At 60.7% G+C, this 19,615-nt stretch carries 15 protein-coding genes and 1 tRNA gene; 13 read left to right on the forward strand and 3 right to left on the reverse strand.

The window, feature by feature from the left end; translation table 11 throughout:
- Positions 1 to 211: 211 nt before the first annotated feature.
- Entirely contained in the window at positions 212 to 1,687 is a 1,476-nt protein-coding gene (locus LVD10_RS08575; protein ID WP_237063098.1) for a serine/threonine-protein kinase, read from the forward strand.
- Between the two features lie 66 nt (positions 1,688 to 1,753).
- On the opposite strand, the gene LVD10_RS08580 is transcribed toward LVD10_RS08575, so the two are convergent.
- A tRNA-Ile gene (locus tag LVD10_RS08580) sits at positions 1,754 to 1,845 on the reverse strand.
- 50 nt (positions 1,846 to 1,895) lie between these two features.
- The gene (locus LVD10_RS08585) at positions 1,896 to 2,822 is read right to left on the reverse strand and encodes a LysR family transcriptional regulator (RefSeq protein ID WP_233006622.1); all 927 of its coding nucleotides are present in this window, start codon (positions 2,820 to 2,822) and stop codon (positions 1,896 to 1,898) included.
- 143 nt (positions 2,823 to 2,965) lie between these two features.
- Between LVD10_RS08585 and aptA the strand changes: the two genes are divergently transcribed.
- The 12 genes from aptA (at position 2,966) to LVD10_RS08645 (ending at position 17,295) form a co-directional block, all read left to right on the forward strand.
- Positions 2,966 to 4,306, forward strand: coding sequence for an omega-aminotransferase AptA (gene aptA / locus LVD10_RS08590; protein WP_237063100.1), 1,341 nt, complete (start codon positions 2,966 to 2,968; stop codon positions 4,304 to 4,306).
- A 70-nt stretch (positions 4,307 to 4,376) separates the two neighbouring features.
- Positions 4,377 to 5,870, forward strand: coding sequence for a CoA-acylating methylmalonate-semialdehyde dehydrogenase (locus LVD10_RS08595; RefSeq protein ID WP_237063102.1), 1,494 nt, complete (start codon positions 4,377 to 4,379; stop codon positions 5,868 to 5,870).
- Positions 5,871 to 5,956: 86 nt separating this feature from the next.
- Positions 5,957 to 6,412 carry a protein tyrosine phosphatase family protein gene (locus tag LVD10_RS08600; RefSeq protein ID WP_255701178.1) on the forward strand — a complete coding sequence of 152 codons (456 nt, stop codon included), beginning with the start codon at positions 5,957 to 5,959 and terminating at the stop codon, positions 6,410 to 6,412.
- A gap of 17 nt (positions 6,413 to 6,429) precedes the next feature.
- Complete coding sequence (locus LVD10_RS08605; RefSeq protein WP_233006625.1) at positions 6,430 to 6,849, forward strand: GNAT family N-acetyltransferase; 420 nt, start codon at positions 6,430 to 6,432, stop codon at positions 6,847 to 6,849.
- A gap of 126 nt (positions 6,850 to 6,975) precedes the next feature.
- Positions 6,976 to 9,675: an aminopeptidase N gene (gene pepN, locus LVD10_RS08610; protein ID WP_237063104.1), complete on the forward strand. Its 2,700-nt coding sequence runs from the start codon at positions 6,976 to 6,978 to the stop codon at positions 9,673 to 9,675.
- Between the two features lie 112 nt (positions 9,676 to 9,787).
- Positions 9,788 to 10,405 (forward strand): hypothetical protein, encoded by a 618-nt coding sequence (locus LVD10_RS08615; RefSeq protein WP_237063106.1) that lies wholly within the window; start codon positions 9,788 to 9,790, stop codon positions 10,403 to 10,405.
- A 393-nt stretch (positions 10,406 to 10,798) separates the two neighbouring features.
- A complete protein-coding gene (locus LVD10_RS08620) occupies positions 10,799 to 11,638 on the forward strand; it encodes a formate/nitrite transporter family protein (RefSeq protein WP_233006628.1) in 840 nt (279 codons plus the stop codon).
- 17 nt (positions 11,639 to 11,655) lie between these two features.
- Complete coding sequence (locus LVD10_RS08625; protein ID WP_237063108.1) at positions 11,656 to 13,446, forward strand: bifunctional protein-serine/threonine kinase/phosphatase; 1,791 nt, start codon at positions 11,656 to 11,658, stop codon at positions 13,444 to 13,446.
- A gap of 10 nt (positions 13,447 to 13,456) precedes the next feature.
- Positions 13,457 to 13,906, forward strand: coding sequence for a cyanase (gene cynS / locus LVD10_RS08630; RefSeq protein WP_233006630.1), 450 nt, complete (start codon positions 13,457 to 13,459; stop codon positions 13,904 to 13,906).
- A gap of 302 nt (positions 13,907 to 14,208) precedes the next feature.
- Complete coding sequence (locus LVD10_RS08635) at positions 14,209 to 15,099, forward strand: transglutaminase domain-containing protein (RefSeq protein WP_237063110.1); 891 nt, start codon at positions 14,209 to 14,211, stop codon at positions 15,097 to 15,099.
- Positions 15,100 to 15,322: 223 nt separating this feature from the next.
- Complete coding sequence (locus tag LVD10_RS18050; RefSeq protein WP_237063112.1) at positions 15,323 to 16,189, forward strand: DUF4261 domain-containing protein; 867 nt, start codon at positions 15,323 to 15,325, stop codon at positions 16,187 to 16,189.
- Between the two features lie 209 nt (positions 16,190 to 16,398).
- The gene (locus tag LVD10_RS08645) at positions 16,399 to 17,295 is read left to right on the forward strand and encodes an Nmad3 family putative nucleotide modification protein (RefSeq protein ID WP_233006633.1); all 897 of its coding nucleotides are present in this window, start codon (positions 16,399 to 16,401) and stop codon (positions 17,293 to 17,295) included.
- Between the two features lie 15 nt (positions 17,296 to 17,310).
- Here the strand turns inward: LVD10_RS08645 and LVD10_RS08650 are convergent, their stop codons facing one another.
- On the reverse strand, positions 17,311 to 19,533 hold the full coding sequence (locus tag LVD10_RS08650; RefSeq protein ID WP_233006634.1) for an MltF family protein: 2,223 nt from the start codon (positions 19,531 to 19,533) through the stop codon (positions 17,311 to 17,313).
- Positions 19,534 to 19,615: the final 82 nt, after the last annotated feature.

Consider the following 19,615-nt stretch of genomic DNA (forward strand, 5'->3'; position numbering starts at 1 on the left):
GGGTGAGGTCGGCGAGGGCATCGACCGCTGCCAGCTGGTTGCACTGAAGACATAAACCCCCAGCGCGAGGCTCCGGGCCAGCTTTATCTCGCCCCACGGGAGCGGTATCCTTGCCGCTAGCTGGTAATGTGATGGGGCCCTGTGACTGTGTTCACAAAGTAAGCGCCCCTGTTCTACGGCAGGAAATCCGCGCACCTGGTAAGTCACCCCGATGAGTCATCCCGATCTCGAAATTCCCGGTTACACGGTCCACGGCCAGATCGGCCATGGCGGTATGGCCTCGGTGTACCTGGCCACCCAGGAATCCCTGAATCGCAAGGTGGCCATCAAGGTACTGCGCAAAAGTGCCGATGAGTCGCTCAATGCGCGCTTTATCAGGGAAGCGCACTTTATCGCCAGCCTGGCCAACCCACATATCATCACCATCCACGATATCTCGACTCTCCCCAACGGCGATTACTACATCGCCATGGAGCTCCTGGACGGTGGTGATCTCAGCGAGAACCAGGAACGGTTCCGGAAGCCCGGTGCAATCCTGCAGCTGATCCGGCAAATTGCCGAGGGCCTGGCGGTGGTGCACGACAAGGGCATCATCCACCGGGACGTGAAGCCGGCGAATATCCTCTTTCGTGCCGATGGCACGGCGGTATTGACGGATTTCGGTATCGCCAAGGATGCCGACAACAACTCGGACCTGACCCAGGCCGGTTTCAGTCTGGGCAGCCCGTCCTACAGCAGCCCGGAGCAGGCCCAGGGACAGCCGCTGGATATCACCACCGATATTTACGGCCTGGGCGTGATCCTGCTGGAGTTGCTGCTGGGCTACAATCCCTTCAAGGGCGACAGCCACACCTCCACCGCCATCAACCATATCCAGCAACCGATCCCGACCCTGCCCGCGGAGCTGGATTACCTGTCACCGCTGCTGTCACGCACGCTGGCAAAGCAACCCGCGCAGCGCTTCCAGTCCTGCCATGAACTGGCTGCTGCCATTACAACATTGGTCGATAGCCCGACCGGAACGCGTATCGCCACTGCCCGCGGGCCAGCACTGACGGCTCCCCAGTGGCTGAAAGGGAAAGCAGCTCCCGTCGCTGGCGCCGCCGTGCTGGCACTGGCCGCCGTCATCATGGCGCTGACTTACGAGAGCGAGACCGACCGCCGGATTCGCAAACTGCTGGAACTCGCGGGGCGGGGCCTGCAGGAAGGCCGCTATATATCACCGGAAGAGGACAATGCGCGCTACTACTACCGCCAGGTCCTGCTGCTGGATGGCGACAACCCGGCAGCAGCCCGGGGACTGCAGGCAGTGACAGAGAAACGTATCGAGGCCCTGGTTATCATGGGCGCAGAGGCGATCGAGCATGATCGACTGCACCGCCCCAAGAACGACAATGCTATCCACTACTATCGTGAGGCCCTGACCCTGGACCCGGACAATCCCCAGGCCACTGCCGGGATCGGGCAGGTAACCGCGGAATATATCCGCCGCGCCCGCGCCGGCCTGCTCGAAGACGACCTGGAGCGTGCAGACTACAACGTGAAATGGGGCCTACGCGTCAGTCCGGATAACGGGGAGCTGCTGGCAATGCGATCAGAGCTGGACAAGAGGATGCCGGCCGCAAAGAAATTTATTCGCGATGTGTTCGGCAAGCTGCGCGAGGCTGTGGACAGCGAAGAGGGTTGATTCTTTCGCGCAGGTAAATCCGCCCAGGGGTAAATATCGATTGCCGGCGGGGATATCAGGAACCTGTGGTAGGGACGGTGGGAATCGAACCCACAACCTGCCGCTTATCTGGCGCTACGGGGTATAAACCCGCTGCTATACCGTTGAGCTACGTCCCCGGCAACCACCTTCCGGGCCACCATGATGGCGGCAATGCTCACCTGCCTTCTTATCTGTCATGTACGTCAGCGAGACATTCCCACAGCGTCGCCACTATCCGCGAGGGCTTCGGTGAGATCCGCTGTATAGCCACGAACTCACACTGGTACTGGTAGCGCAGCGGGCAGATCGCGCGGATTTCCCCTTTCTTCACGAACGTCTCCGCATAATGATCCGGCAGGTAGCCGATATAACGGCCCGACTGCAGGCAGTGCACGATGGCTTCCTGGTCGTTGACGGTGATATCCCGCTCCAGCCCCAGCCGGTTGCCCACCTCCATGTTCGGGGAGTGATAGCCCAGCCCGGCATATTTGCAGCCGCGGATCGCGGTATCGTCAATGGAGATATCCGCGGTGTCGAACAGCGGATGACGGTAGCCGCAGTAGAGGTACATCTGCTCATCAAACAGGTGCTGGTAGCTGAGGCTGGGGGAAGCCCGGTGCGCCGGGATCACCCCCAGCTGGAAACGCCCCTCCATCACGCCGCGCTCGATCTCGTTAATGGGCTCGATATGGATATCCAGGCTCACCTCCGGTGCCAGGTCATCGAAGCGGCGCAGGGCGTCGGCGATATGGGCGGCGGGGTTGGTGACCATCTTGTCGAACAGGGCGATGGCAATATGGCCGGTCATGCGCCGGTGCACGTCCGCCACCTCGCCCCGGAAGGCGTCCAGGGAGGCCAGCAGCTTGAGCGTGGCCTGGTAGATCTGGCGGCCCTCATCGGTCAGGGCAAAGCCGGCGCGACCGCGCCGGCACAGGGTGACCCCGAGGCGCACCTCCAGGTCCTTGATATGGCGGCTGATGGTGGAGCGCCCCACGTTCAGCTCCAGTTCCGCCGCCGAGAAGCCACCGGCCTCGGCCACGGCACGGAATACCCGCAACAGGCGCAGGTCGATATCGGAGAGCTGCCCCAGCAGGGCCGCCTGTTTACGCGCCATCGTTACCCTCACTCAAAGTCGGCCACCCCTTAGTTGCATATTAGTGAAACTAAAGATCGATAAATTGCAGTTTATGCAACTTTGAGCTTCACCTAAAGTCCTGGCATCCCACATCAACAATCCGTGTCTTCCGGAGAATAACAATGAGTGACAACTACGCCGGGCTGACCCAGTCACAGCTGGATGCCCACTGGATGGCTTACACGGGCAACCGCCAGTTCAAGCGCGACCCCCGCATCATCACCGGTGCCGACGGTTGCTACTACACCAGTGCCGACGGCCGCCGTATCTTCGACGGCCTGTCGGGCCTGTGGACCTGCGGTGCGGGCCACAACCGGGCGGAGATCGCCGAGGCAGTGAGCAAACAGCTGACCACCCTGGACTACGCCCCGGCCTTCCAGTTCGGCCACCCCAAGGCATTCCAGCTGGCCGAGCGCATCACCCGGTTCATGCCCGAGGGCCTGAACCGGGTGTTCTTTACCGGTTCCGGCTCCGAGTCCGCAGAAACCTCCCTGAAGATCGCCCGCGCCTACTGGCGCAAGAAAGGCATGCCGTCCAAGACCAAGCTGATCGGCCGTGCCAAGGGCTACCATGGGGTGAACTTCGGCGGCATCAGTGTTGGCGGCATCGGGGCCAATCGCGCCCTCTACGGCGCTGCGGTGGACGCTGACCACCTGGCCCATACCGTACTGCCGGAGAACCGCTTCAGCCGGGGCATGCCGGAGGAAGGTGCCCACCTGGCCGACGAGCTGCTGGAGCTGGTGGCGCTGCACGATGCCTCCAACATCGCCGCGGTGATTGTCGAGCCCATGGCTGGTTCCGCCGGCGTGCTGCCGCCGCCCAGGGGCTACCTGCAGCGCCTGCGGGAGATCTGCGACCAGCACGATATCCTGCTGATCTTCGATGAGGTGATCACTGCCTTCGGCCGCATGGGGGCCGCCACCGGTGCCGAGGCCTTCGGCGTGACCCCGGACATCATCAACACCGCCAAGCAGCTCACCAACGGCGCCGTGCCCATGGGTGCGGTTATCGCCAGGCAGGAGATCTACGACACCTTTATGGAACAGGGTGGCCCCGACTACCTGCTGGAGCTGCCCCACGGCTATACCTACTCCGCCCACCCGGTCGCCTGCGCCGCGGCACTGGCATCGCTGGACATCCTCGAGAAGGAAAACCTGTTCGCCCGCGCCGGCGAGCTGGCCGTCGTGCTGGAGGACCGGGTGCACCAGCTGCAGGGCCTGCCGCTGGTCACCGATATCCGCAACTGCGGCGTGGCCGCCGGCTTCACCATCGAGGCGGCGCCTGGCGAACCGTTACTGCGGCCCTTCCAGATTGCGATGAAAATGTGGGAGAAAGGCTTCTATGTGCGCTACGGTGGCGACACCGTACAGCTGGGTATGCCCTTCGTGGCCCAGCCGGAAGAGATCGACAGCCTGGTCAGCGCGCTGGGCGATGCCATCAAGCAAGTGGCGGACAGCCAATAACAAACAATGCCGTCATCCCGCCGGATGACGGCCAGAGAATTGATAGTTAAAAAAATAGAGAGGAAGACACATGAGCATTGTGGGTCATTACATCAACGGCCAGGTCAGCGAGGCCGCCGAGCGCACCCAGGACGTATTCAACCCGGCCACCGGTGAGGTCACCAGGCAGGTGGCCATCGCGGCCAAATCCACCGTCGAGGAAGCCATCGCTGCCGCCCAGGCCGCCTACCCGGAATGGCGAAACACGCCACCGGCCAAGCGCGCCAGGGTCATGTTCAAGTTCAAGCAGCTGCTGGAAGAGAATGCCGAACAGATCTGCGCGATGATCGGCGAGGAGCACGGCAAGATCTCCCACGACGCCATGGGCGAACTGACCCGCGGCATCGAGAATGTGGACTTCGCCTGCTGCGCCCCGCAGATGCTGAAGGGCGAGCACAGCCGCAACGTGGGCCCGGGCATCGACTCCTGGAGCGAGATGCAGCCGCTGGGCGTCTGCGCCGGTATCACCCCGTTCAACTTCCCGGCCATGGTGCCGCTGTGGATGTTCCCGCTGGCCATCGTCTGCGGCAATACATTCGTACTGAAGCCGTCCGAGCGCGACCCGTCCGCCTCACTATACCTGGCCCAGCTGCTGCAGGAGGCCGGCCTCCCGGACGGCGTCATGAATGTGGTGAACGGCGATAAGGTAGCCGTCGACACCCTGCTGACCGATGACCGCGTACAGGCGGTCAGCTTCGTGGGCTCCACCCCGATCGCCGAATATGTCTACGCCACAGCCAGCGCCCACGGCAAACGCTGCCAGGCCCTGGGCGGGGCCAAGAACCACGCCATCATCATGCCCGACGCCGATATGGACAACGCCGTGGCCGCCCTCACCGGTGCCGCCTTCGGTTCTTCCGGTGAGCGCTGTATGGCCCTGTCGGTTGCCGTGTGTGTCGGCGATGAAGCCGCCGATGCCCTGGTCGAGAAAATGACCGCAGAGATGGGCAAGCTGAAGGTCGGCGCCTACACCGACAGCAGCAATGACTTTGGCCCGGTGATCACCGAGGCACACATGCACAAGGTCAACGGCTATATCACCAGCGCCGCCGAGCAGGGTGCCAGCATCGTGGTGGATGGCCGCAACCCGAAAGTGGACGGCGGCGAGAACGGCTTCTTTGTCGGCGGCACCCTGATCGACAACGTCAAGCCGGGCATGACCTGCTACGAGGAGGAAATCTTCGGCCCGGTACTGCTGGTGGTGCGCGCCAACAGCATGGAAGAGGCCATGCAGATGATCAACGACCACGAGTACGGCAACGGCACCTGCATCTTCACCCGTGACGGCGAAGCGGCGCGCTACTTCAGCGACAATATCCTGGTCGGCATGGTGGGCATCAACGTACCGCTGCCGGTACCCGTGGCTTACCACAGCTTCGGCGGCTGGAAGCGCTCCCTGTTCGGCGACCTGTCCGCCTATGGCCCGGACGGTGTGCGCTTCTACACCAACCGCAAGACCATCACCCAGCGCTGGCCGTCCAGCGGGGTACGCGAAGGTGCCCAGTTCTCGTTCCCGAGCAACTGATTCCCCGCCCGCTTCCGCCCGGCCACAGTGCCGGGCGGGGCATGTTATAAAGGCGACCCACTTCCACGGAGGGAATCGCTATCAATATCACCAATTTCCTACGGGTCTCCGACCACATTGCCACATCCGGCCAACCCAGCGCCGATGACTTCAGGCAGATCGCCGAACTCGGCTATACCAGCGTAATCAACCTTGCCCTCAGTACCGCCAGTAACGCCATCGAACACGAGGGCGATGTCGTGACCGGGCACGGCATGAGCTATGTGCATATCCCGGTGCGTTTCGACCGGCCACAGGTAAGCCAGTTTGAACTCTTCGCGGCTGTACTGCGCCAACAGGCCGGCAGCCGGGTCTGGGTGCACTGCGCCATGAATATGCGCGTCTCTGCATTTATGTACCTCTATCACACCGTGAAGCAGGACTGGCCCGAGAGCCGTGCGCGGGAACTTTTGCTGCAGGTCTGGGAGCCCGACCCGGTCTGGGCAGACTTTATCGAACAGGTCCTGCAATCCAGGAATGAAGCGGCAAACACAGGCAACTGAACCGGAGAAATGCATCAATGGAAATCCGACTGGCCACCAGCGACACCGATCTCTCGGCTGCCGCGGAACTACTGCTGCAGTTGCGGCCCCAATTCAGCCACGCAGCCCTGCTCCGTCAAATCAGGGCCCAGCAGGAGGACGGTTACCAGGTAGCCATCGCGCTGGTCGACGGCATACCGGTTGCCGTTGCAGGGTTCGTCATCAACCGCAAGCTCGCCTGGGGTAAGCATATCTATGTGGACGACCTGGTTACGGACCAGAATCACCGCTCCAGCGGAGCCGGCAAGGCTCTGGTCAGCTGGCTGAAGCATTACGGACGGGAGAACAACTGCGAACAACTGCACCTGGATTCCGGCGTGCAACGCTTCGCCGCACACCGCTTCTACCTGCGCGAAGGGTTCGATATCACAAGCCACCATTTTGCCACCACTCTCTGAATATCCTGTTCCTCGAAGCGGCTGCGTCGGCGTGGTATAACTCACTTAAAGCCCGGCGCACAGCCCGCCTGGATATGTATATATAACAATCCGCGATCCCGACCGGCGCGAACACCGGAGTTCCCCATGAGAAAGCTACCCCTGTTTACGGCAACACTGTTATCCGCAGCCATACTCACCGCCTGTGGAAAGGACAGCGCGGGCAATGACCCGGTCGCGTCCGGTCAATCCCCGGACCGTCCCGCCGCAGCCAGCACACAGCAAAGCGATGGTAATGCGGTTTCGCGCGCTGATGGCCCGGAGCTGACGGCCGAGTATGCCAAGTGGCGCAAACAGCAGATTGCCGATGTGGACTACAGCATCTCTGTGGCACTGGATAACGAGGGAGAGACTTTTACCGGCACCGTGGTAGCCGACACCACGCTGGCGCAAGTTCCGGACCAGCCCCTGACTATCGACTTCACCGGTGGCAACGTGGAGAAAGTGACGGTCGGAGGTAAGGAAATTCCCTTCGACTACAACGACTACTTTATCAGCATTGCCCCAGAGCGCCTGCAGGCTGGCGAGAACAGCATCGCCATTACTTACAACCACCCATACTCCACCGATGGTTCCGGCCTGCACCGCTTCCAGGACCCGGAAGACGGTAATGTCTACCTGTACACCCACTTTGAGCCCTACAAGGCCAATCGCTTTTTCCCACACTTTGACCAGCCCGACCTGAAAGCGCGCTATACCGTGCAGGTCAAAGCCCCGGCCGACTGGCAGGTGGTGACCACTGCCCGCGAGGACAAGGTCGAGAACACCGCAGATGGCCACAGGCTCTGGCACTTCCCGCAGACGAAGAAGTTTTCCTCCTATATCTTCCCGCTGCATGCCGGCCCCTACGAAGTCTGGGAAGACGACGCGAACGGTATCCCCCTGCGCCTGATGGCACGCCAGACACTGGCACCGAATGTAAAACCGGAAGACTGGTTCACCTTCACCAGACAGTCATTCGACTTCTTCCAGGACTACTACGGCATCGACTATCCATTCGGCAAATACGACCAGGTAATCGTGCCGGATTTCACCATCGGTGCCATGGAGAATGTGGCCGCCGTCACCTTTAACGAGGCCTATGTTTCCCGCGGGGAGAAAACCCAGGCCGAGCGACAGCGCCTGGCCAATGTGATCGCGCACGAAATGGCCCATATGTGGTTTGGTGACCTGGTCACCATGGACTGGTGGAACGGGCTCTGGCTGAAGGAAAGCTTCGCCACTTATATGGCCTACCTGGCGCTGGCGGAGAACAGTGAGTTCGATGACGTGTGGGAGAATTTCTACCTGCGCACCAAACAATGGGCCTACGACTCGGACGAGCTGGTTACCACGCACCCGATCGAGCTGCCAGTGGCTAACACCGCAGAAGCCTTTTCCAACTTCGATGGCATTACCTACGGCAAGGGCGGCTCGGTCCTGAAGCAGCTGCCATTCTACCTGGGCAAGGAAGAGTTCCAGCAGGGAGTGAGCAATTACCTGAATGAATATGCCTACGACAATGCCACGCTACAGGACTTTATGGGCAGCCTGGGCAAAGCGGCGGACAAGGACCTCGGGGACTGGACCCGCGCCTGGCTATACCAGCCGGGGGTTAACACCCTCAGCGCCAGCTTCCAGTGCGAAAACGACAGGATCACCGGGCTGACCCTGGAACAGACAGCGCCGGACGAGTACCCGGTACTGCGGGACCAGCGCATCCAGCTGGGCATCTACCGGATGCAGGACGGCACCATGAGCCGCGTGGAAGCCATACCCGTAACCTATAGCGGCGCCTCGACCCGGGTAGAGGCTGCCGAGGGCCTGCCCTGCCCGCAGATTCTCAACCCCAACGACGAGGACTGGGGCTATGTAAAGGTGGAGCTGGACCCGCAGTCTGTCGGGCAGCTTTCACAACATATCAATGCGATAGAGAGCCCCTTCACCCGCCTGATGCTGTGGCAGAACCTCTATGGCAGCGTACTGTCCGGCAAGATGCCCCTGGGCGAGTGGATCAGCTTCGCCCTGGAAAATGCCGCGGCCGAGCAGGATATCAATGTGATCCGGGCCATCAGCGGCCACCTGGCATCCGCCCGGGATTATTTGCATCGCCTCGATATTCCCCGCGAAGAACGTGACCAGCAACTTGCCGCAATCGAGGATTTCGCCTGGGAGCAACTGAATGATGCTCCCGCCGGCAGCGACGAACAGAAAACCTGGCTCGGTACCTTTACCCGGGTCGCCCACACCGAGGCCGCCCTCGACAACGCCCGCAAGCTCCTTGATGGCGAGCTGGCCATCGATGGGCTCACCATCGACCAGGACAAGCGCTGGCAACTCATCGTACTGCTGAACCGCCACCTGCACGGTAATTACGAAGCATTGGTTAAGTCCGAACTGGAAAGGGACAACACGGACCGGGCCCGCAATAGCGCGATTACCGCGGAAGCCATACGACCCACTGAAGACACAAAGCAGCGATGGCTGGATAATATCCTCGGGCAGCGTGACCAGTACAAGTTGAGCCAGATCAAGGCCGCGACGGGGGCACTCTTCCCGGCAGAGCAGCTGGAAATCTTCGACAGATTAAGCCAACGTGTCCTCGGAGCAGTCCCCGGAGTGAACGCGGAAGCGGATACGCTGTATAACAAGGCCTTCGCCCAGGTATTCCCGATACTCTGTAATGAAGCCGGCGCAGAGAAGTACCGCAGGGCGCTGGACAGCAATCCCGGTCTTATGCCAACACTGAAAAAGGTAATAATGAACCGCCAACAACAAAGCCAGCGCTGCATCGCGATGAAATTCTAGAATACCCAACAGTGCTTATGATACTGAGACCCCCTCACCATGGATCATGCCTGGGGTCTCCCACCATAATGATCAATGGAAACTTTGCACACTGAATACAAGGAATTAAATAATGAAAAAAATCAGACAACGCAAGTTCTTACAGGGAAGTCGAGAAGTTGAAATTCTGGACAAATCCAGGGTCCGGGTTAAATACAGAACCCTCAGGGCAAGTAAAGAGGAGACCTTCAACCTCTTCGACCTTGACACAAAATACGACAGGTACATGCAAAGACCCTACCGTTACCTGGTCCTGAGCTTGATCCTGTTTGCATTGGGGATATTCATACTTGCTAAAGACACCACCCCCAACGACCTGACCGGGGAGTATATTGCGCTATTCTCGGTACTGTTTCCCGCGTCGATGTTTTTGGCCGCATTCTTTTACAAGACGGTAAATCTGGTCATTGTGAAAAACAGGCATAATGGCGCACCGGCAATTATATTGTGGCAAAACTCACCCAGCAGGGAAGCCTGCGAAAACTTCCTGGAGTCCCTTGAGACAGAGATAGATAAACTGAAACTAAACCCGGAAGCGAGTCCCGAGCAGAAGATTCTCGCCTGTAAACAAGCCCTGGAGCTTCTGCTCTCAACCGATGCCCTTTCCGGAGAGGAGGCCAATGAGATTTTCGACCGCGTAAAGAAAAGCTTCTCTACCAAGAAGAAGGCTCAACTTTACACAGTAAGTTAGTGCCTGTAGCCAAATCGAACCTCCTCGGCTCTAACCTGTTCTGAAGACTGCAAGGACTGAATGAATCTCAGAGGACAGGTGCGCACCAACTCGGTGCGCCAGAAACACTATAAATACGCACAGACCGGCCAGGGGCAAGTGAGTTCGTAAATCAGCTATTGCACTTCCTGGCCGGCCACGCTTTCTGGAAGGTATTGGCATAGAGCTTGCTTTGGTATTGCCAGGCTCGCCGTGATTCCGCGGCTTGCTGTAACAACCAGTTTCCACAGACGACGGCGTCTTCTCCCCGGGCCTCTTGGCCCCACGGGGTGAAGGCGCCGTTTTTTTTGGCCTGCAGAATCAGCCCATGGCTTTAAGTGGAAACACCCATAACCAGATTCCAGGGGCAAAAACATGGCTTATCTACTTCCAACCGAATTTGCGACCAAAATGGTCGACGCTGGCGAGGCTAAAATTTTCATGTCCACCCGCGACACCCTGATCCGGGCCTATATGGCCGGGGCCATCCTGGCACTTGCAGCGGTGTTCGCCATTACCATTACGGTGACGACCGGCAACCCGCTGATCGGCGCGGTGCTGTTCCCGGTGGGCTTCTGCATGCTTTACCTGATGGGCTTTGACCTGCTGACGGGGGTGTTTGTGCTGACCCCCCTGGCGTGGCTGGACCGGCGCCCCGGGGTGACCGTCAATGGGATCCTGCGCAACTGGGGACTGGTGTTCCTGGGCAATTTTGGCGGGGCGCTGACCGTGGCATTTATGATGGCCTTCGTGTTTACCTACGGCTTCTCAGTCGAGCCCGGTGCAGTAGGGCAGAAGATTGCCGGCATCGGTGAGTCCCGCACCGTGGGCTATGCGGAATACGGTGCCGCCGGCTGGTTTACAATCTTCCTGCGCGGCATGCTGTGTAACTGGATGGTCTCCATGGGCGTGGTGGGCGCGATGATCTCCACCCACGTAAGCGGCAAGGTGCTGGCAATGTGGATGCCGATCATGCTGTTCTTCTTTATGACCTTCGAGCACTCGGTGGTAAACATGTTCCTGTTTCCATCGGCCATTATCATGGGTGGTGGCTTTTCTGTAGCCGACTATTTTCTCTGGAACGAGATCCCCACTGCACTGGGTAACCTGGTGGGTGGCCTCGCCTTTACCGGGCTCACGCTTTACAGCACCCATGTACGCACGGCCCCGGCTCGCAGCCTTGATTCCAGTCCAGAGCCGGCCGCCGCCAGCTGATTCCCTGCTGCTCTACTATGGAAAGCTTGAAAGCCCGGCCGCCAACAGCGGCCGGGCACTCCCACAGGGATACCCCCGGCCAACTACAGGTCGCGATCGGCCAGTACAGCAGCGCCGGGAGGAAAGCGCATAACCAGGACTGCCACGGCGCAACCGTTCCCCGTGCCGCGCAACTGGTGGTCAAGGGAATTGCACTGGCCCTGGCGGATGGCATCAGTAGCAGCCGAGTAAGTGGTATTGCCAGCGAGACCGCAGTAAAAGCGTTCCTGGCCGACTACTACTGCACCTCGGAGGCCTGGTCTGTGCGCGCAGCCGGGACCCGCGTGATCTCCGCCATTGACGCGTGGCTCGATGCCCAGACCCGTGCAACGCAGTTCCGCTACCAACGCGACCACGGCTATGTCTGCACTTTTGCCGCCCTGGTACTGCGAGGGCGGTCGGCACACCTGTTCCACCTTGGTGACAGCCGGATTTACCGCCTGCACCAGGGTTCCCTGGAACTGCTCACCAGTGATCACTGCAAGTGGGCAGCTGGCGGGGAACGCCACCTGAGCCGTGCCCTTGGGGCTCGAGACCGGGACCAGCCGGACTACCGGCAGTTACCGCTGCAGGAGGGCCAGCATTACATCCTGGCCACCGACGGCCTCTATGAGCATATATCGCCACAACAGGTTATCGAGCGGCTGTCCGACCCGCAGGCCAACCTGGACCAGGTAGCGCAGGCGCTGGTCGACGCCGCGCAGCTCAATGGCAGCGCAGATAACCTGACCATCCAGATAGCCCGTATCGACCAACTGCCCGGCGAGGGCGCCAGACTGTTACGGGAAAAGGCAGAACAACTGCCATTACCCCCCATACTGGGACCGGGGGAGCAACTGGATGGCTTCCGCATCGAGCGCCAACTGCAGATATCCGCGCGTAGTCACGCCTACCTGGCCACAGACCTCAAGTCAGGCGCTCACGTATTCCTCAAGACGCCCTCAACGGAACTTGGCGGGGATCGGGCTTATCTCGAGCGACTGCTGATGGAAGAGTGGGTTGCGCGCCGGGTGCGCAGTACGCACCTGCTGGCCGCCGCAGCGATCGACCGGCAGCGGCGCTATCTCTATACCGTCAGCGAGTATATTGACGGCCAGACACTGGCCCAGTGGCTACGGGACAACCAGCGGCCAGACCTCGAGCGTGTGCGGGATATTACCGAGCAGGTGGCACGCGGCCTGCGGGCCCTGCACCGGATGGAAATGCTGCACCGGGACCTGAAACCCGAGAACATCATGCTCGACCGCAGTGGCACAGTAAAACTCATTGATTTTGGTGCCGTGCGAATCTCCGGGCTGGAGGAGCTGGCCGGCGCCAGTGGCGGCAACGAGCTGCTGGGCACTGCGCTGTACGCAGCCCCCGAGTGCCTGCTTGGGGAGTGCCCCACCACTCGCTCTGACCTCTACTCCCTCGGCGTACTCACGTATCACATGTTATCCGGTGCCTTCCCCTATGGCCCCAGGATGGCACGGGCGCGCACAGTCACAGAGCAAAGGCGACTCAGCTACGGGAGCCTGGCTAGCGACAACAGCGCCGTCCCCCGCTGGGTGGATGCGGCTATCCGCCAGGCTGTCCACCCAGATCCATTCAGGCGCTATGCCCACCTGTCGGAATTCGTCCACGATCTGCGCACCCCTAACCACAGCCTGCTGTCCGGCCAGCGCCCGCCGCTGATCGAGCGAAACCCAGTCGCGTTCTGGCGGGGCCTTGCCGCGCTGCAGTTTGTTCTGATCCTGACCCTGCTGTACCTGCTCAACCAGCCCACTTAAGGAGAAAACCATGATTAACAGTCGCGAAGAGGTAACCCGGCTGATCCAGTCCGCAAAGGTTCGCAAGGATATACAATGGACCCAGGTGGCAAATGCCATCGGCCTGTCCAGGGAGTGGACCACCGCCGCCTGTCTCGGGCAGATGGCAATGACCGAAGCCCAGGCCAGGGTGGTTGCGGAGATCTTCGACCTGCCCGATGAAGCCATTACCTGGCTCCAGGCGGTACCCTACAAGGGCTCCCTGCCCACTGCCATTCCCACCGACCCGCTGATTTACCGCTGGTATGAAGTGGTCAACGTTTATGGAACCACGATCAAGGAACTGATCCACGAGGAGTTCGGCGACGGCATCATGAGCGCCATCGATTTCTCGCTTGATATCGAGCGGGAGGAAAACCCGAAGGGCGACCGGGTGAAGGTAGTACTTTCGGGAAAATTCCTGCCCTACAAGGAGTACTGAGTTAGCGAGCCAGGCTGGCATCACGGCCGCCTGGCCGAACACCAACCGTGCTAGCACGCCGCAAGCATTTATCAAGCAAGATGTGCGCCCCTATGGCTCTTAAAAGGGCAGGAACTCACGGGGGCGCGACGAAATAACAGCGCTTCAGGACGAATGGATTATTCGTCGTATTTAACCGCCTGGCACTGTAATTCCCTCGGTTTTCCACTCACCGCCCTAGCGCTGTAGCTCATCTCAGCCGCGCAACTATTTCCGCTCTCGCTGTAATCCTATTACGTGTGGAACAGGGAGGTGCGTGAACAATGCGATGGATGATTTTACTGCTCGCGGTCATAACGACGGGCTGTACACAAACGACAACCACTCCGGAAAGCGGACCCGGGATCAACACCAGCCGACTGCTACAGGGCCACCCGTCCCTGACGGAACACCGGCAGGGGCAACGGATCACGGGTCGTGACCTGTTTATCGTGAGCGAGGAAATGCGTAGCTACCTGGACCGGGTGGGGATAGGGAACTCGCCAATCAACCGGCTTAACGCGGTGCTGAAAGACCTGAAGGAAAAAGAATTCCGCCTCCACTATGACCTGAACCAGACCGCCTCTGCAGCCCAGGCCTTTTCCCAAAGACGGGGTAACTGTGTCTCTTTTGCTGCCATGATTGTCAGCATGGCGCGCTACCTGGGAGCAGAAGCACGCCTTAACCAGGCAACCATTCCAGTGCGACAGCAACTGGCGACAGGCAGCGCAGAAGCGGGCTATGTGCAGAATATCCGCCATATCAATGCCGTCGTTATTTCAGACAACAAGCCATATGTCATCGAGGAGGATTTCCGCATCTTTGCCGGCAAGTTGCTCTCCCAGCTCAGTGACCGGGAAGCCTACGCTATCTACCTCAACAACCTTGCCATGGAGGCGATGCGGCGCAACGCCTATGGGGATGCCTTTCACTACAGCCGTGAGGCAATCCTGCACGACGAGGATGCCAGCTACCTCTGGGCAGGCCTGGGCACAGTGTACCGTCGCAACGGCCAGCTGGAACTCGCTGAAGAGAGTTACCTGCATGCGCTGGCCCTTAACGGGGAGGACAGCGTCGCACGCAATAACCTGCGCATCCTTCGCCGGCAACGCGCAAGCGGGCCGGATGATTACGCCCTGGAGGTGAAACCTGACAGGGTTCAGCCGCCCATTTGAGCCCGGCCCGCAATTCCGCGGTGCATCCCGGCACCACTCTCACAGCGGGGGCTTCCTGCGCCTGCTCACCAGTTGAACCCATGGTGCCCATGGCGCTCCCCCACCATGGCCACCTCCGGCAGGGCAGCTATACTCGCTGGTTCTGACAGAAAATTCGGATATCGGTATGCTCCTGGTATATCTGCTCGGCGGGATAATCTTATTCGGACTGGTTTTTGCCGGTGTGAGACGGTCGACGCCAGTCCCGGCTGAACACCGGGAACACGCACCCCCGGTCGACTTCAGCCTGTTGCGGGATTGTTCTACCGTCATCGAGGAGCTGGGACAACAGGGTGCGCAATTTTCCATCCTGTTCGGCACCGGTTCGCCCCGGCTTTCACTCCAGGAGGTCAAGTCATATCTCGAACGGCACTGGCCCAACTTGAAACCTGTGGCGGAGACGCCAGGCTATGGCAGCGAAAAAAAGCTGGCTACCAGCTCCGGGCAATTGCAGTTTGAGCTGACTCGCGCGACACCAATATCCGGAGGGCTTGGTCAGGCCCTGGAACACAACGCACTCTGGCCTGAAGCGGGGGAGATGGTGGGGTCCCATGAGTGGTGTATTGTCGTTTCAGCCCGGGTGGGCGGTATGGGGCTCGATCACTCCATAGCATTATCGCAGGCGGTCGGGGCAATGGTGGCAACCTGCCCCCAGGTAATCGGTGCTCTCTGGGCTACGGCCTCCCATGTTGTATCGAGGGCAACATTGCTGAGCGAACTCAGCCAGGATTTTGACCGACAGCTGCCCCTGGGCCTGTGGATCTCAGCCAAGGCATTCCGGGATACCGATGGCCGAACTGTCGGTTATACACAGGGACTGGCCCTGTTGGGCAGGACCGAGTTCGAAGCCCTGGATGCCCCGGAGGAACCGGATGCTTTGCGCGGCCGCCTTATTGGCCTGGCCGGGTACGCACTGGTCAATGGCTGCGACTTGCAAAATGGCGATACCGTAGGCAAAGATAGCGAGGAGACAGTCTTTCTGCGTAAACGGCCATCAGAGACAGTTAACAGCGGCTGGGTGTTTCAGCTCGAGTACCCCGGGTGGCGATAAAGAGCCCGGGCAGCACCGACATCGCTGGATTGACGCCATGCCTGACCCCGGGGAAAACCCTCCGTAACGGGCAAAGGCAAAACGCGCGTAACTGGCCTTAAACACGCATACAACAACCAATCACTCCGCCTCATGGATAACTCCTTCACCTCCCCCAAATCTCCTGGCGTTCCCAACGAACTTCACCTCCACCAGCCACAGGTGGAACCATGCGCCTGATCCTCAGTCGCAAGGGCTTCGATTCCTCCGCCGGCGGCTGTCCCAGCCCGATTTTTCCCGATGGCTCCCTGTATGCACTGCCGATACCCGATCGCCAGTCTTCGATTCCTTTCAATGCCCTGGCGTTCGGCGGGCAGAATATCGGCAACCTGGTGGAGGACCTGACAAGGGGGCGGCACAGTGGCGATGAGGGCGCACACCTGGACCCGGACATGCACGCCGACGCACTGCCACGCCATCGGGACTGGCGGCCGCTACTGGGGCAGACCGGGTCGGCCCAGGGCCACCTGCGGCGCCAGGGCGTTACCCAGGGGGACCTGTTCCTTTACTTCGGGTTATTCCGCCCGGTGGAAAATTCCGGTGGGCGCTGGCGCTTTGTCAGGCATGCCCCGGCGCAGCATATAATCTGGGGTTGGATGTCGGTCGGGGAGATAGCGCCGGTGGACAGCCTGGCAGAAGATGCGCTGGGCTGGGCGCGCTACCACCCCCACTTCAATATCGGCCCGGACAGCAATAACACCCTGTACATCTCCGGCAAGCGCCTGTCGCTGCCCGGGCTTGAGGGCCCCCTCCCGGGTGCCGGTATATTCCCACAACTGGACCAGCGGCTGGTCCTGACCCGGCCGGATTCACCGCGCCCGTCGGCCTGGCGCCTGCCGGCCAGTTTCTACCCGGAACCGGGACGCAGCCCGCTCAGCTACCACGCCAACCGCGACCGCTGGCAGCGTGCGGCAGAAGCAGGGACAGGCTACTGCCAACTGCAGAGTGCCGCCCGCGGCCAGGAATTCGTGCTGGATACACAGCAATACCCGGGGGTAACCGAATGGCTTGCCACATTGATTCGCGACCTGGCCCCGGGGCTTATGCCCACACCGGGCCAGGGTTAATACATTATCCCAGTCTCATTCACCACTGTCGTTGCGCGCTACCGCCAGGTAGCCCAGGTAGCGACTGCGGATCTGGCGCACGTAGTTGACCGGCTCCCGCCCGCGCACATAACCGAATCGCGCCTTGCGGTAGTACTCCGGCTCGGACAGCTTCAGCATGGCCTCTTCCACATGACCGAACCAGCGATCCGGATCTTTACCCATGGCCTCAGCCAGCCGGCGCGCATCGCGAACATGGCCGTGGCCGGCGTTGTAGGCGGCCAGGGTGAAATAGATTTTCTCATCGAAATCCAGGTCCCGCGGGAAGCGATCCTCCAGCCAGTCCAGGTAGGTGACGCCCGCCTGGATATTGTTTTCCGGCACAAACAGGTCGCTGATGCCCATCTGGCCTGCGGTGCGCGGCAGCACCTGCATCAGGCCGCGCGCGCCGGCGAAAGAGCGTGCCTGTGGATCGAACTGGCTCTCCTGGTACATCTGCGCCACCACCATACGCCAGTCCCGGTCCGAACGTGCGGCGTGCTCTCTCACCAGTGAGTCGTAGGGCGACAACTGGTCCGTACTGCGCAGCCGCTCGGCAATCTGGGTTCTGGTGCGCTTGGATTGCTTGAAGTACTTGTTGTAGGTGACGTTGAAAAACAGCCCACGATAGTGCTTGTTGAGGAAACTGTTCAGCTGTTTGAGCAACACGGGCTGGTCCTGGCGCACTCCCCAGGCAATCTCCTGCTCGCCCGGTAGTTCACCCACCACATGGAAATCGCGCCGGTAAGTGCGCTCGATATCCACCAGGTGCGAGTCTGCGATGGTATAGGCATATTTGCCCTGTACTACTGCGTCGATCAGGTGCTCGGTGGCCGCGCCCTTCACCGGTATCACCTTCATCGGCTGCTCCTGGCCGGCTGCCAGCGTGCGCAGGTTGGCGTAAAAGCTGGTCAGCGGGTTGACTGCCACTTCGCTTCCCGCCAGCAGCTCGGCCACCGGCTTGTCGGCCTCGCTTTCCGGCAACGGCTCGGCGGCAATGAGCTGCTCGGTCACCTTCAGGTAGTAGCGGGTGAACTCAATGCCCTGCTCACGGCGCTTGTCGGTGACAGTCATCGACGCCGCCACCATATCGCCGAGTCCGGATTCAAGCGCCTCGGCCAGGTCCACATCCGGCCCCGGCACCACCATGCTCAGGCGCAGGTTATTTTCCCGGGCAAACTGCTTGAGCAGGTCGTAGTCGAATCCCATCAGTTCACCCTGCCACATGAAATACGAGGCGGGGTGGTTACGTGTGAGCACCCGCAGTGTGCGGCTGGACTGGATCTCGGCCCAGTCCCGCAGGGGACGCTGTTCCATCTGCCGCGCGACTACGTGTTCCGAGGTCAGGAACTCATTCAGCGCGCGCTCAAGTTGCGGGTTGTCCTGGCGCACCGCCCAGGCGATGGCGCGCTGCGAATCCAGGCTGTCACTGGCCTGCAACTGTGGGTAATCTGGCAGCAGGGCATCCGCCAGGTTGCTGTCCAGCACTGTGGCCTGGTACTCGCCATCCACCACTGCAGTGAGCAACGTGTCGTGATTGACGGGTTCATCCAGGTAGGTGATATCAAAACGGGCTTGTGTACCGCCGGCAGCTTCCGTGCCCGCGCCCGGAACCGGGTCCGCAGCACTGGCGACCATCGCGTTTTCCGCCTCGAGGGTACGCGCAAAAGCGCTGCCCCGGCGCACCGCCACCATCATCGGTTCGGCCCCGCCTTCCGCGGTGTCACTGCGGGTGACCAGGAGCTCCTGCACAAACTGCAGGGGCCGGGTAAATGCCACCTGCTCGGCGCGCCCGTCGGTGCGGGAGAAATTGATCGCAATTACATCGCCCCGCCCCTCCAGCAGCGCCGGTACCAGGTCGGAGAAAGATTCCACGTACACCCACTGCGGATCCAAACCCCGGCTGTGGGCGAACTTTTCTGCCAGCTGCCGCCAGGCACTTCCCGGCAGGCCATCCCGCGGCAGGGCGTTATTGGTTTCCCCGCGCGGGGCCAGCAAGCGCAGTACGCCATGCTCGGCCAGTGCGGGCAGGTCACCGCGTTCAGTGTAATTGCGGAATGACGGCACCTCGGGCTCTGTTGCATCCACGGTATCTGCCACGGCAGCATCCTCCGCTGGCGCAGCACCCGTTTCGCTGCCCGGGTCTTTTCCCGGCCCGCAGGCGCCCAGGGTGAGCAGCAACAGCAGGACAGGGATTACACGGTAGAGTCTGGTTTTCACGACGGGGCCTTTTGCGTAGTTATGGATTGCGGCGACCGAACTCTGGTCAACGTTCATACACGGCTACGACTATACCAAGCGA

This window comes from Microbulbifer zhoushanensis, from assembly GCF_021729055.1.
Lineage (GTDB): Bacteria > Pseudomonadota > Gammaproteobacteria > Pseudomonadales > Cellvibrionaceae > Microbulbifer > Microbulbifer zhoushanensis.